This is a genomic window from Mesorhizobium sp. CA5, assembly GCF_020165105.1.
Taxonomy (GTDB): domain Bacteria; phylum Pseudomonadota; class Alphaproteobacteria; order Rhizobiales; family Rhizobiaceae; genus Mesorhizobium.
Map to the genome: position 1 here is coordinate 48,524 of NZ_JAIUHJ010000006.1, position 12,263 is coordinate 60,786.

12 protein-coding genes are annotated in these 12,263 nt (G+C 64.2%); 4 read left to right on the forward strand and 8 right to left on the reverse strand.

From position 1 onward, the window contains the following. Nucleotides 1-80 precede the first annotated feature (80 nt). Both LB529_RS09765 and LB529_RS09770 read right to left on the reverse strand, forming a co-directional pair. Nucleotides 81-1,514, reverse strand: a complete 1,434-nt coding sequence (locus LB529_RS09765; protein ID WP_224710954.1) for an FAD-binding oxidoreductase — start codon at nucleotides 1,512-1,514, stop codon at nucleotides 81-83. Between the two features lie 79 nt (nucleotides 1,515-1,593). Next, nucleotides 1,594-2,556, reverse strand: a complete 963-nt coding sequence (locus LB529_RS09770; protein ID WP_224630591.1) for an L-threonylcarbamoyladenylate synthase — start codon at nucleotides 2,554-2,556, stop codon at nucleotides 1,594-1,596. Between the two features lie 171 nt (nucleotides 2,557-2,727). Between LB529_RS09770 and LB529_RS09775 the strand changes: the two genes are divergently transcribed. Both LB529_RS09775 and LB529_RS09780 read left to right on the forward strand, forming a co-directional pair. Further along, nucleotides 2,728-3,228 (forward strand): hypothetical protein, encoded by a 501-nt coding sequence (locus tag LB529_RS09775; protein WP_224710955.1) that lies wholly within the window; start codon nucleotides 2,728-2,730, stop codon nucleotides 3,226-3,228. A gap of 99 nt (nucleotides 3,229-3,327) precedes the next feature. Further along, entirely contained in the window at nucleotides 3,328-3,717 is a 390-nt protein-coding gene (locus LB529_RS09780; RefSeq protein ID WP_224630593.1) for a hypothetical protein, read from the forward strand. Nucleotides 3,718-3,811: 94 nt separating this feature from the next. Here the strand turns inward: LB529_RS09780 and LB529_RS09785 are convergent, their stop codons facing one another. Next, nucleotides 3,812-4,135 carry an ATPase gene (locus tag LB529_RS09785; protein ID WP_224630594.1) on the reverse strand — a complete coding sequence of 108 codons (324 nt, stop codon included), beginning with the start codon at nucleotides 4,133-4,135 and terminating at the stop codon, nucleotides 3,812-3,814. A gap of 266 nt (nucleotides 4,136-4,401) precedes the next feature. Then, entirely contained in the window at nucleotides 4,402-6,726 is a 2,325-nt protein-coding gene (gene glyS / locus LB529_RS09790) for a glycine--tRNA ligase subunit beta (protein ID WP_224630595.1), read from the reverse strand. Nucleotides 6,727-6,978: 252 nt separating this feature from the next. Between glyS and LB529_RS09795 the strand changes: the two genes are divergently transcribed. Continuing rightward, the gene (locus LB529_RS09795; RefSeq protein ID WP_224601291.1) at nucleotides 6,979-7,161 is read left to right on the forward strand and encodes a hypothetical protein; all 183 of its coding nucleotides are present in this window, start codon (nucleotides 6,979-6,981) and stop codon (nucleotides 7,159-7,161) included. On the opposite strand, the gene LB529_RS09800 is transcribed toward LB529_RS09795, so the two are convergent. Continuing rightward, on the reverse strand, nucleotides 7,158-8,105 hold the full coding sequence (locus tag LB529_RS09800; RefSeq protein WP_224710956.1) for a glycine--tRNA ligase subunit alpha: 948 nt from the start codon (nucleotides 8,103-8,105) through the stop codon (nucleotides 7,158-7,160). The genes LB529_RS09795 and LB529_RS09800 overlap by 4 nt on opposite strands. Before the next feature lie 169 nt (nucleotides 8,106-8,274). Here LB529_RS09800 and LB529_RS09805 point away from each other — a divergent pair, with 169 nt between their 5' ends. Beyond that, entirely contained in the window at nucleotides 8,275-8,736 is a 462-nt protein-coding gene (locus tag LB529_RS09805) for a GNAT family N-acetyltransferase (RefSeq protein WP_224526496.1), read from the forward strand. A gap of 394 nt (nucleotides 8,737-9,130) precedes the next feature. Here the strand turns inward: LB529_RS09805 and LB529_RS09810 are convergent, their stop codons facing one another. The 3 genes from LB529_RS09810 to LB529_RS09820 all read right to left on the reverse strand — a co-directional run bounded on the left by LB529_RS09810 (nucleotide 9,131) and on the right by LB529_RS09820 (nucleotide 12,131). After that, nucleotides 9,131-10,906, reverse strand: a complete 1,776-nt coding sequence (locus LB529_RS09810) for a tetratricopeptide repeat protein (protein ID WP_224710957.1) — start codon at nucleotides 10,904-10,906, stop codon at nucleotides 9,131-9,133. 203 nt (nucleotides 10,907-11,109) lie between these two features. Beyond that, nucleotides 11,110-11,526 carry a DUF1284 domain-containing protein gene (locus tag LB529_RS09815; protein WP_224710958.1) on the reverse strand — a complete coding sequence of 139 codons (417 nt, stop codon included), beginning with the start codon at nucleotides 11,524-11,526 and terminating at the stop codon, nucleotides 11,110-11,112. Next, a complete protein-coding gene (locus tag LB529_RS09820) occupies nucleotides 11,523-12,131 on the reverse strand; it encodes a biotin transporter BioY (protein ID WP_224546925.1) in 609 nt (202 codons plus the stop codon). The genes LB529_RS09815 and LB529_RS09820 overlap by 4 nt, the downstream gene beginning before the upstream one ends. Nucleotides 12,132-12,263: the final 132 nt, after the last annotated feature.

Below are 12,263 nucleotides of genomic sequence, written 5' to 3' on the forward strand. Positions count from 1 at the left end.
CGCTTAAGAAAGTCGGTTAAATTTTGCTGATCTGAGCCAATGGTTATCGGAATGCGACCGACCGCCGGATGAGGTGAGGATCAGATAACCTTACCGGGATTCATGATGCCTGCCGGATCAAAGGCGGCCTTCACGCGGCGCATCAGGTCGATCGCCATCGGCGGCGCCGTGGCGATCAGCTCGTCGCGTTTCAATTGGCCGATGCCGTGCTCGGCCGAGATCGAGCCATGGAAGGAGCGCACGACATCGTGCACGGCCTGGTTCATAGGGTGGTAGAGTTCGAGGAACGCCTCGTCCTGCCAATCCACGGGACGCGAGATGTTGTAGTGCAGGTTGCCGTCGCCCATGTGGCCGAAGCAGACGACGCGCGCGCCGGGGCAGACCCCCTCCACCACGCCGGCCGCCTTTTCAATGAACTCCGGGATCGAGGCGATCGGCACCGAAATGTCGTGCTTGATCGAAGCGCCTTCGGGTTTCTGGCATTCGGGAAGCGTCTCGCGGAAATTCCAGAAGGCGTCGCCTTGGGCAAGGCTTGCCGACACCACAGCGTCGCCGACGATACCTTGCTCGAGAGCCTCGGCCAGGACTTCTTCGATCAGCGCCCTGCCGTCTTCCTCGGAGCGGCCGGAAGAGACCTGCATCAGCACATACCACGGCCAGTCGTCGGCCAGCGGCCGCGTGATGCCGTGCCCGTGCTTGAGCGTGAAATCGTATGGCCTTTTGCCGATCAGCTCGAAAGCGGTGAGCGATGCGCCGGCGCGATCCATCGCCAGGGTGAACAGCGAAAGCGCATCTTTCGGCGACGATGGCAGGCCGGCAAAGGCCACCTCCCTGCCCTTCGGCTTCGGGAACAATTTCATCACCGCGGCGGTGATGATGCCGAGCGTGCCTTCGGCGCCAATGAAGAGGTCTTTCAGATCGTAGCCGGTGTTGTCCTTCTTCAGCTTGCGCAGATCGTCAAACACCTCGCCGGTGGGCAGCACCACTTCGACGCCAAGGCAGAGCTCGCGCGCATTGCCGTAGGCAAGCACGCCGGTGCCGCCGGCATTGGAGGAGAGATTGCCGCCGATCTGGCAGGAGCCCTGGGCAGCGAGCGAGAGCGGAAACAGCCGGTCGGCGGCGTCGGCCGCTTCCTGCAGCGTCTGCAGGATGACGCCGGCCTCTGCGGTCACCGTGTTCGACAGGACATCGATCTCGCGGATGCGGTTCAGTCGCGACAGCGAGACCACGATGTCGCGACCGGATTTATCCGGCACCTGGGCGCCGACCAGGCCTGTATTGCCGCTTTGCGGCACGATCGGCGTTCCGGTCTCGGTCGCAAGTCGCATGATGCGGCTCACTTCCTCAACGCTGCCGGGTCTCAGCACCAGTGATGTGCGGCCGTGCCAAAGGCCGCGCCGCTCGGTTATGTAAGGCGCGATGTCGGCCTGATCGCGCAATGCATATTTGTCGCCGACGATTGCCGCGAAGCGGTCGATGAGGGCGGGATCGAGGTCCAAGGGCTGATCGTTCATGGGCGGCGAGACTAGAGCAATTCCAGGAAAAGTGCGAAGCGGTTTCCGTCCGGAATTGCGTCAGAACAAAGAGATAGACTCAGGCCGGCTTATCACGCGGCGCGGCGGCGCGGGCGAGCCGGTCATTGATCGCCTCGCCCAGGCCCTCGAACGGGATCGGCTCGACGGCGATGGTCGCGGCGCCGACACGGTCGAGCGCCTGCATATAGGCAAAGAGGTTGCTTGCCGCTTCGCGCAGGTCGCCTCTTTCAGAGAGATTGCGCAGCGCAACGGCCCGTTCCCAGCCCTCGGCGCGGTTGCGGCCGAACGCAAGCAACGCCTCGCCTTCGGCAATTTTTCCGACATTGAGCCGCATCGCGGCGCCCGGCGCGTAATGCGAGGCAAGCATGCCCGGCGCCTCGATGCCGCTGGCGCCGCGCGACAGCTTCGCACCGGCCACCGCCTCGATCTCCTCGGCGCCGATGCCGCCGGGCCGCAGCAGCCGCAACTTGCCGTTCTCGACCTTGAGAATAGTCGATTCCAGGCCGACCGGCGTCGCGCCGCCATCAACGACCAGCCTGATCCTGTCGCCGAGATCGGCGGCGACCGCCTGCGCTGTCGTGCCGCTGATTTTCCCGGAGGAATTGGCGCTCGGGGCTGCGAGCGGCCTGCCGAGCCGGGCGATGAGCTCGCCGCCAAACCCACGCGGCATGCGCAGCGCGATGGTGTCCAGCCCCGCGGTGACGAGCGGGTGGATGCCGTTGCCGGCGCGCTGCGGGAGCACCAGCGTCAGCGGACCCGGCCAGAAGGCTTCGGCCAGTTTTGCCGAGAGCGGATCGAAGCCGGCGATACGGTCCGCCATCGCGCGATCGGCGACATGGGCGATCAGCGGGTTGAAGCGCGGCCGACCCTTGGCCTCGAAGATGCGCGCCACGGCAATGCCATTGGTGGCATCGCCGGCCAGGCCGTAAACCGTCTCTGTCGGGATGGCGACGACGTCGCCCCCTTCGAGCAGCGCCAATGCCTGCTCCATAGCCTCGCCGACCGCCAGTATCTCAGCCAAATCCGCCACCAGTCCTGAACATGCCGGTCCCGTAATACGGCCGCTTGCATCGGGCAAGTGCGGGCATTGGCGATTTATCAATCCCTAAAATGTTAAGTTCCCGTGCAAGCCGGCTTCAATCGGACGGCCCTAGGGTGCGGGTTCAATGCGGTTGCGGCTTGGGAGTTTGTAATGCGTTTGCTCGGAGCTTTCGGTATCAGCCTTCTGGCGATGAACGGCGCGGCACATGCCTCGTCAATCGTCGTGGTGGCACCCTCGACCTCGACGCCTTCGGTTATCAGGCTGAATGCGATCGACCCGACCAAGCTGTCCGCGGCCTCGGCGCCGTCGATGATAGCGCTTGGCGAGCCTGTGCCCGCCGTCACCGACGAAAACGTCGCGGCAATCCCCGCGAAGTCCGGGCGCCAGCAGGCCCCGATGATCATTCGCGGCGGCATTGTCGGCGGCGCTTTCGAAACGCCCGCGGCGGCCAAGCCCACAGCACCGGCAAACACTACCGCCGCCGCGCCGGCAAACGGCACCACGCCGGCAACGCCCGCGAACGGCACAGCGTCCGCTTCGAACGGCAACAGCGGAACCGGCGGACAGCCGGCCGCGACGGCCAATGCGTCGGGCGGCGGCGCGCAGCCGCAAGGCGCCCCGTCGGTGCCGCGCGTCGGCAAGGCGATGTAGATCACACTGGATCCGGCCCTGGTATGCTAGGCGCTTAAGCTGTCCGATTCCCGTGATCGGATCGGGCACGATTGCGCCGGCATTTCAAAAGGGGGTTTCATGACTGTTTCGAAAGCAATGACCGTTGCCGCAATGTTGGCGGCGACGACACTGGGCACGGGTACGGCACGGGCCGACGACATGCTTGGCTCTTACACCGCGCGGATTTCTGACCGCGATCACCGCGCCAGCGACCGCTACCCGCTCGGCAGCGCGGCGCAGATGGTGCGGCAGGACCGCGCCAACTGGCATAAATTCCACCGGCGCGACAGCGACGACCAGGGTGATGCCTGGTTCCGCAGCGACGGCTCGCGCGCCGACCTGCAGCGCATGCTGGAACGCGGCGGCGCCATGAGCAGCTCGACCCGGCGCGCCATCGTCAATGGCGAGCCGTTGATCGAGGTCGATGTCTATCCGGACAGCGTGCGGGTCAGCATAGTGGAGGATTGACGGGTCAATCTTCCTGGAAGACCGACAAGAGCCGCACCGACGAAAAAAGGGCGACGCGCGACGCCGCCCCTCGTACTTCAGACAGAGGGACGGCTCAGGCCGCTTCTTCCTTGTCGTCATCGTCGGACTCATCCTCATCGGCTTCGTCCTCATCATCGTCGCCATCTTCATCCTCGTCGTCGGACTCATCGTCGCCCGAGGCTTTGGCTTCTTCGTCGCCGTCTTCGTCGCCTTCATCTTCATCGTCCGGCTCGTCGTCGGCCGAGGCAGTGGTTTCCTCGTCGCCGTCTTCGGACGGATCGGCGGATTCGACCGCCGCGGCGGCAGCGTGGTCGAGAAGGTTTTCGGAAGCGGATTCGATCGCCTCGGCGGCGGCCGGGGTCTCTTCATTCAGGTCGATATCGTCAACGGAATTCATGGCATGCCTCCGTGTTTGGGGAATGTCTTACGGCGTGCCCAGCGAAACGATTTCGGGCAACGCGCCTTAAGTCTTTGGTTGATGCATGTCGTTGCCCCAGGACCGCTCAGCGCTTCTGGACGACATGCACCTTTGTCCCATGCGGAGGTCATCGTCATATGACTGTAAGCCGGCTCCGGCGCATTAAATTTCGGGCGCCGAATTGTTCAAGCCTGCCGGCATCCTAGCCGATGTGGGCAGGCTCGAATGTGCGGTTTTCCGAGCCGTCAGCCGACGATTTTTGAAAAATCCCCGACCTGGTCGGTGGCGGCGCGGATGCGGGCGAGCAGCGCCAGACGGTTGGCGCGCACGGCCTGGTCCTCATCATTCACGAGAACACGCTCAAAGAATGAATCAACCGGTTCGCGCAACACGCTAAGCGCCAGCATGGCGGCAGAAAAATCTTCGTTTTGAATTGCTTGGCCGGCTTCCTTCTCGGCCTGATTCACCGCGGCAAAAAGCTTCTTTTCCGCCTCCTCGCGGAACAGCGCCGGCTCAACGGTCCGGGCGATTGCTGTTTTCTTCTTCTCCTCGGCGGCCAGGATGTTGGCGGCGCGCTTGGTACCGGCAAGCAGGTTCTTGCCCTCCTCGGTGTCGAGCAAGGAGCCGAGCGCCTCGACGCGGCGCACGATCTGCAACAGGTCGTCGTTCGGCGATTGGCCGATCTCCCCCCTTGTGGGGGAGATTGGGCGCGAGCCCGCTGACAGCACGGCATCGATCAAGTCATGCCGTGCACCGCTTTCACGCAGATAGACTTTCAGACGGTCGTGGAAGAAGGCGAGGAGGTCGGACGACTGGTCCGCGCCGCCTTTGAAGTTTTCAAAGGCCTTGGCGAAAACAGACGTCAGCGCCAGACGAATCCGGTTCTCGACGAGTACCCTGACCACGCCAAGAGCCGCACGTCGCAGCGCGAACGGATCCTTGCTGCCCGTGGGCTTTTCATCGATCGCCCAGAAGCCGGTGAGCGTGTCGAGCTTGTCGGCGAGCGCGACGGCAACCGAGACCGGATCGGTCGGCACGCGGTCGGATGGGCCTTGCGGTTTGTAGTGCTCCTCGGCGGCCGCGGCGACCGACGGATGCTCGCCCTGCAGCAGCGCATATTTGCGGCCCATGGCGCCTTGCAGCTCGGGGAACTCGCCGACCACTTCGGTTTGCAGGTCCGCCTTGGCAAGCACGGCGGCACGGCTTGCGAGCGCGGTAATCTCCCCCCTCGAGGGGGAGATGTCGCCGGAGGCGACCGTCGGCGCCAGTTCCTCAGCCAACCGCTTGATACGCTCAACGCGCGCGCCTTGCGTGCCCAGCTTCGCGTGAAAAGTCACGTTGAGATGATCGAGGCGCGCCATGCGCTGGTCGAGCGGCTTCTTCAAATCCAGGTCGAACTTCGCCGCCGACTCAGCGAGTTGATCGAGGTCGGGCAAATCGCCTTGATCGGTCCGCCAGAAATAGAGCGCATCGGACAGGCGCGCGCGCACCACCTTGCCGTTGCCGTAGGCGATCTCCTTGCCGCCGTCGCTCGCCTCGATGTTGGCGACCAGCACGAAGCGGTTCGAAAGCGATTGGCCAATCTCCCCCCTAGAGGGGGAGATGCCCGGCAGGGCAGAGAGGGGGGCCTCGCGCTGAGTCCCCTCTGTCGGCTTCGCCGACATCTCCCCCTGCGAGGGGGAGATCGGGCGCGACGTCACGAAACACTTCTGGTTGGCGCGGATAGTGAGGCGGATGACCTCGCCCGGAATGGTGAGGAAATCCTGCTCGAACTCACCCATCAGCACGGCCGGCCATTCGACCAGGCCGGACACTTCCTCCAGCAGGCCCTCGTCCTCGACCAGGTCGAGGCCGTTGGCAAAGGCGATGTTGCGGGCATCGGCCAGGATGATCTCCTTGCGCCGGTCGGCATCGAGCACGACCTTGGCCGCCTCCAGCTTCGCCACATAGTCGTCGAAGCGGCGCACGGTGATCGGGCCCGGCGCATGGAAGCGATGGCCATAGGTGATATTGCCGGCGCGGATGCCGTCGATCTCGAAATCGACGATCACCGGCTCCTCGGTCTCCGGCCCGAAGGTGCAGACGATCGACTGCAGCGGCCGTACCCAGCGCAGCGAGCCGGGTTTCGCCGAGGCCGGCCCCCAGCGCATCGATTTCGGCCAAGGGAAGGCGCGGATGATGCCCGGCACCAGCTCGGCGATGATCTCTTCGGCCGCCCTGCCCGGCTTGGAGATGTGCGCGACGTAGAAGTCGCCCTTCTTGGGGTCGGAATGGACATGCGCCTCGGCGATCGACGAAAGGCCGGCCTTGCGAAGAAAACCCTGCACCGCCTGCTCGGGCGCCGTGGTCGAAGGACCCTTGATCTCCTCGCGGATGTCCTTCGAGCGCGCGGTCAGGCCACGGATGTCGAGCGCCAGGCGCCGCGGCGTCCAATATTCGCGCGCCGCCTCATAGGTGAGACCCGCCTCGACCAGACCGTCGGTCAGCATCTTCCTGAGGTCGCCGGCCGCCTTGCGCTGCATGCGGGCGGGAATCTCTTCCGAGCGGAGTTCCAAGAGCAGGTCGGGCATTGTTAAGCTCCCCACCCTCCCCTTGATGGGGAGGGTCGGCGCGAAGCGCCGAAACGAATGGGCGGGAGATAGCAACTCGGCCGCCCGCTGTCACCCCGCCAGCAGATCGCCTCTTCGACCGATTTCGCGGAATTTTTCGGCCCGCTGTCGGAACGGCGCGGGGCTGCCCGTCCTTGGGGCAGAACTTCCCATGAACCGAACGCTGCGCTGAAGCGACAAACGCTCAGGCAGAGAGCTATTGGCTGAACGGCGATGAAGACGGCATCGAGAACCCTGCAGATCCTGGCGCTCAGCGCCTGCTTCGCCGCCCAGGCGCATGGCACGATCACGATGCCGGGGATCAGGCAGGCCATGCGCACGATCGACGGCGCATCGGCGCAGATCGTATTGCCGGCCGGCGCTGCCATCGCGGCCGCGAAAGCCGTATCGGCTTAGGCCGCCGCCAGCCCGCCCGCCCGCGTCTTGAGGAACGCTTCGCCGCAGGCCTTGGCCAGATTGCGCACGCGCAGGATGTAGCTTTGCCGCTCGGTGACCGAGATGACGCCGCGCGCGTCGAGCAGGTTGAAGACATGGCTTGCCTTGATGCACTGGTCGTAGGCCGGGAAGACCATGCGATGCATCGCCAGATTGTCGCTTGGCTTGGGCGTGCCGGCATCGAGCAGCGCCTTGCACTCGGCCTCGGCGTCCTCGAAATGCCTCAGCAGCATCGCGGTGTTGGCGAATTCGAAATTGTGGCGCGAATATTCCTGCTCGGCCTGCAGGAAGACGTCGCCGTAAGTGACTTTCTCGGCGCCCTCGCGGCCATTGAAGTTCAGATCGTAGACATTGTCGACGCCCTGCACATACATGGCGAGCCGCTCCAGGCCGTAGGTCAGCTCGCCGGCCACCGGCGCGCATTCGATGCCGCAGACCTGCTGGAAATAGGTGAACTGCGAGACTTCCATGCCGTCGCACCAGCACTCCCAGCCGAGCCCCCAGGCGCCCAGCGTCGGGCTTTCCCAATCGTCCTCGACGAAGCGAATGTCGTGCAGCAGCGGATCGACGCCGATTGCTTTCAGCGAGCCCAGATAGAGTTCCTGCAGGTTCGGCGGATTTGGCTTCAGGATCACCTGGTATTGGTAATAATGCTGCAGGCGGTTCGGGTTCTCGCCGTAGCGGCCATCCTTCGGGCGGCGCGAGGGCTGCACATAGGCCGCGTTCCAGCGCAGCGGGCCCAGCGCGCGCAAGGTGGTGGCCGGATGGAAGGTGCCGGCGCCGACCTCCATGTCGTAGGGCTGCAGGATGACGCAACCATAGTCCGCCCAGTAATTGTGCAAGGTCAGGATCAGCCCCTGGAAGGAGCGGCTGGGATGTATATGGGCAGGAATTTCGATGGTCACGGCGGCCTCGGAAAGCGCGGGATGACGCTTCCCTAGTTGCCGGGCCGCCGAGCGTCAAGGCGGGAGGCTCGCGCCCGGCAAGGCGGAAAGCTTTGCGGCGGGCTGGCCCATTGCCGTCGAGCGGCGGCCGCCGTTTGCTCCGTTCCAGCTCAACGACAGAGGTTTCGCTATGTCCGGTCAACTCACCATACGACCCGTCACAAGGCTGGACTACGAGCAGTGGCTGCCGCTCTGGGACGGCTACAACGCGTTTTACGGGCGCTCCGGCTCGACGGCACTTGCCGGCGAGATCACGCAGATGACATGGTCGCGTTTCTTCGACGCCTATGAACCGGTGCATGCGCTGGTGGCCGAGCGCGATGGCAATCTGCTCGGCCTTGTCCACTATCTCTATCATCGCTCGACGACGTCGATCGCGCCGAGCTGCTACCTGCAGGATCTCTTCACCACGCAGGCCGCGCGCGGCCAGGGCGTCGGCCGGGCGCTGATCGAAGGCGTCTATGAGCGCGCCAGGCAAGCGGGCGCGAACCGCGTCTACTGGCTGACGCATGAGACGAACCACACCGCGATGCAGCTCTACGACAAGATCGGCGAGAAGTCGGGGTTCGTCGTCTATAGAAAAATGTTCTAGTTTCCTCGACACAGGGAAGGCAGCTGTTTGTCGGCGCAAGATTGTCACCGGTCATTTCCACGACAACCGCTGAGATTGGTTGAAGCCTTCCAACCTCGTTATTTCAGCGCGGAGCAGCTGCGAAGCGGTGTCGCGGAGACCCTGGAATCCATTCCGTGACCTGAGCCGCGGAGTGCAGCGGAGCAGAATTCTGCACCGCGACAGCGCTCGGAAGTCACGGAATGGATCCTCGGGTCTGCGCGCGGCGCTTCGCTCCTTGCTCCGCCCGTGGATGACGACGGGGTGGCCGTTTCGGCCAATCTCCACCTGCCAAGGCCCGAGCTCGGCAGACGCCGAGCCGAAACGAAAACGGGGCTCGATGAGCCCCGCATTCTTCAATGTTGACGAAAAGCGCTCAGCCTTTCGGCGCGGGCGTCGGCTCCGGCTTCACTTTGGGGGTTTCCTGCGCGGTGTTGGATTCGATCGGCGGCAGGCCCTTGAGCAGCTTCTGCTGCAAAGTGGCGAGCACATCCGGATCGGGCTTCAGGTCGCGTGCCTGCGTCCACTGATAGGTGGCCTCGAGCTTGCGGCCGACGCGCCAGTAGGCATCGCCGAGATGATCGTTGAGGACCGGATCCTCGGGCTTCAGCGAGACGGCGCGCTCCATCTCGCGCACGGCGTCGTCGAAGCGGCCCATGCGGAAATAGGCCCAGCCCAGCGAATCGACGATGTAGCCGTCGTTCGGCCGCAGATCCACGGCCTTCTGGATCATCGCCAGGCCTTCCTTGAGGTTCATGTTCATGTCGACCCAGGAATAGCCGAGATAGTTCATGACCTGCGGCTGGTCGGGCTGCAGCTCCAGCGCCTTGCGGAAATTGGGTTCCGCCTTCGGCCATTCCTTCAGCCGCTCATAGGCGATGCCGCGCTGGTAGAAGATGTTCCAGTTGGCGGCGGTTGGCGTCTTCAGCTGCTCGACAGCCTTGTCGTAGAGACTGGCGGCCGAGCGGAAATCTTCCTTCGAGCCATAGACGCCGCCAAGCGCCAGATAGGCGCGCATGTCGTCCGGATGTCTGTCGAGATAGGCCTTGAGATGCGAAATCGCCTCGTCATGCTTGTCGAGATCGGCAAGGTTGAGGCCGATCTGCAGGTCGGAGAGCTCCTTCAGCGGCGAGGATGCCGGAATGCGGCGGTAGAGCGAGACGGCGCCTTCGCCGTCCTTCAACTGCTCGGCCACGGCGGCAAGCTGCACAAGGGCTGCGTCGCTGTCCGGCTTCAGCGCCAGGGCATATTGCAGATAGAGCCGCACGAAAGGCTCGCCGCCGCCGCGGTTGAGCGCGGTGGCAAGGTCAAGCAGGATTTCGGATGCGCCGTCGGCCGGACCGGTGACGAGCGGCTCGATCTTGTCGCCCTTGCTGATGCGGTCGCGCAGCGTGGTGATTTCGAGCTTGCCCGGCGCGAAGGCTTCGGCCTGGTTCAACACCGCCTGCGCCTTCGACTTGTCGCCCTTGCGGACCAGGAACGAGGCATAGGCCTGGGCGTTGCGCATCCAGGTTTCGGGCGCGGAGCCGCCGGCCGCGGTATCGGCCATGGTGGCGGCGTAGAGTTCCTCGGCCTTGTCGTTCAGGCCGGCGGCGTCGGCGATCAGCGCGCGGTGGAATGATTTGAACAGGCCGAACCAGTCCGGGCCCTTGAGCTTGTCGATGGAGTCCATGGCCTCGGACGCGTTGCCGGCACCTTCCTTGGCCCAGCCGTCCATGACGCCCGAGAGCAGCCGGTCGAGATCGGATTCCAGCGAGAGCTTCAGCCAGTACTGCGCCTTGGCGTAGTCCTTCTTGTGGAAGGAATCGATGGCCAGAGCCAGGCGCGAGAAGCGCTCGACGTCCGGCACTTCCTTCAGCTTATCGGCATAGACCAGCGATTCCTCGAAGCGGCCTTGCGCGACCAGAGCCAGCATCAGGCTCTGCTGCAATTCCTTGTCGTTCGGCGCAAAGGCCAGCGCCTGCTTGTAATAGGCGATCGCATCGTCGAGATCGTTGTCGCTTTCGGCGATATGAGCCGCGAGATAGGCGCCCGAGAAAGACGTGATCTGGAGCGGTCGGGCCTCTTCCTTGGCCTGGACCGGCAGCACCCAAAGCGCCACACCGGTCAAAAATGCCAGCCTCGTCAGCCAGCGCGCACGTCCTTGCCGCATCGTATCCCTTTCAGCCAGATGCGATCCCGCCCTTGGCGGACCGCCCACAGACTCGCTCTTTTCCGGTCAAAGCATGGCCTTTTTGGGGTCAGGCTTCAATTGCCGGGCGAATCACAATGCAATCATCCGGCTTAAAAAACGATGCCGCGCCAGCGAAAATCCCGCGCGCAGGCCCGGGACGCCCATATGCGGCATCGGATTGCCTACAGATAGGTATCGCTGAATCCGCTGGCGGCAACCGTATCGCACAGGCCGGACCATTCGCAGCCGGAGCACGCCTGGCGCGTCAGGCCGGCGGAAAAGGCCTTGCGCATCTCCGCCAGTTTGGAGGCGTCCAGCGCCAATCGGTCTCCGGCCTGGATCGGCCTGCCCAGCAGTTCGCTCACATCGCGCGCGGCCATCCGGTCCCGCTCGGCGGCGCTCTCGCGCAGGCAATGCGGCTCCGGCTCACCGAGCAGCGGGGCGCAGACGTCGTCCGGACCGGCAACGATCACCACCGCCTCGCTCTCGCCCAGCCGCTTCACCACCTTGTCGTAATTGGCGGTGAAGGCCGGCGAGTAGCCCTTGCCGACATAGGTCAGCAGGCAGAGCAGATGATGGGCGCGCAGCTTGACGGTCATCGCGTCCCGGACGAGCGGTCGCCTTGCTCTGCACGATAGGTGGAAAAGAGCTTCAGCGTCGCCGCCCCCAGCGCCGACTTGAGCAGGCCGCCGACGATGAAAGGCACGAAGCCGAAGGTGATGGCCTTTTCAGCGCCGATCATGACCGCAAGCCAGGCGGTGCCCAGAACCAGGCAGAGCAGGTTGCCGATGAGCATGGCAGCGAAGGCAAGCATGACGCGGTTCCCGTTCCAGCCGCGTTCGGCCAGCCAGCCCACGACAGCGCCGACGACCGGAAAGGCGAAAAGATAGCCGCCGGTCGGGCCAACGAAATGCTGTATGCCAGCGGCGCCGCCTGCAAGAACCGGGAAACCGGCGGCGCCCTCGACGAGCCAGGCGGCGATGGTCAGCGCACCGAAGCGCCAGCCATAAAGCGCGCCGACCAGTGTGACGGCGAAGGTCTGCATGGTGACCGGAACCGGCACCATCGGCACCTCGATATAGGACGACAGCGCCAGGAACAGCGAACCAAGGATCACGGCGCCGATCTGCCAGGCGAGCGAACGGCTGTGCAGCCGCAATGGGCTGAAGGAGGGGTTTTGGGTCGAAATGGCTGCGTTTGTCACGGTGTCTTCCTTGGCTCGTGTGAATTATAGATAATTTTTCGACTTCATCTATTATCGAATCCATATTTTGAAACGAATGGCAAGCGCCTGCCCTCGAATTCGTCATTCCAGGGAGGAGCGAAGCGACTGGCG

Bases quoted from the DNA above. Each gene is read 5' to 3' on its own strand.
- LB529_RS09765 (WP_224710954.1), bottom strand. From the start codon at position 1,514: ATGAACGATCAGCCCTTGGACCTCGATCCCGCCCTCATCGACCGCTTC.
- LB529_RS09775 (WP_224710955.1), top strand. From the start codon at position 2,728: ATGCGTTTGCTCGGAGCTTTCGGTATCAGCCTTCTGGCGATGAACGGC.
- LB529_RS09780 (WP_224630593.1), top strand. From the start codon at position 3,328: ATGACTGTTTCGAAAGCAATGACCGTTGCCGCAATGTTGGCGGCGACG.
- LB529_RS09785 (WP_224630594.1), bottom strand. From the start codon at position 4,135: ATGAATTCCGTTGACGATATCGACCTGAATGAAGAGACCCCGGCCGCC.
- glyS (WP_224630595.1), bottom strand. From the start codon at position 6,726: ATGCCCGACCTGCTCTTGGAACTCCGCTCGGAAGAGATTCCCGCCCGC.
- LB529_RS09795 (WP_224601291.1), top strand. From the start codon at position 6,979: ATGAAGACGGCATCGAGAACCCTGCAGATCCTGGCGCTCAGCGCCTGC.
- LB529_RS09805 (WP_224526496.1), top strand. From the start codon at position 8,275: ATGTCCGGTCAACTCACCATACGACCCGTCACAAGGCTGGACTACGAG.
- LB529_RS09810 (WP_224710957.1), bottom strand. From the start codon at position 10,906: ATGCGGCAAGGACGTGCGCGCTGGCTGACGAGGCTGGCATTTTTGACC.
- LB529_RS09815 (WP_224710958.1), bottom strand. From the start codon at position 11,526: ATGACCGTCAAGCTGCGCGCCCATCATCTGCTCTGCCTGCTGACCTAT.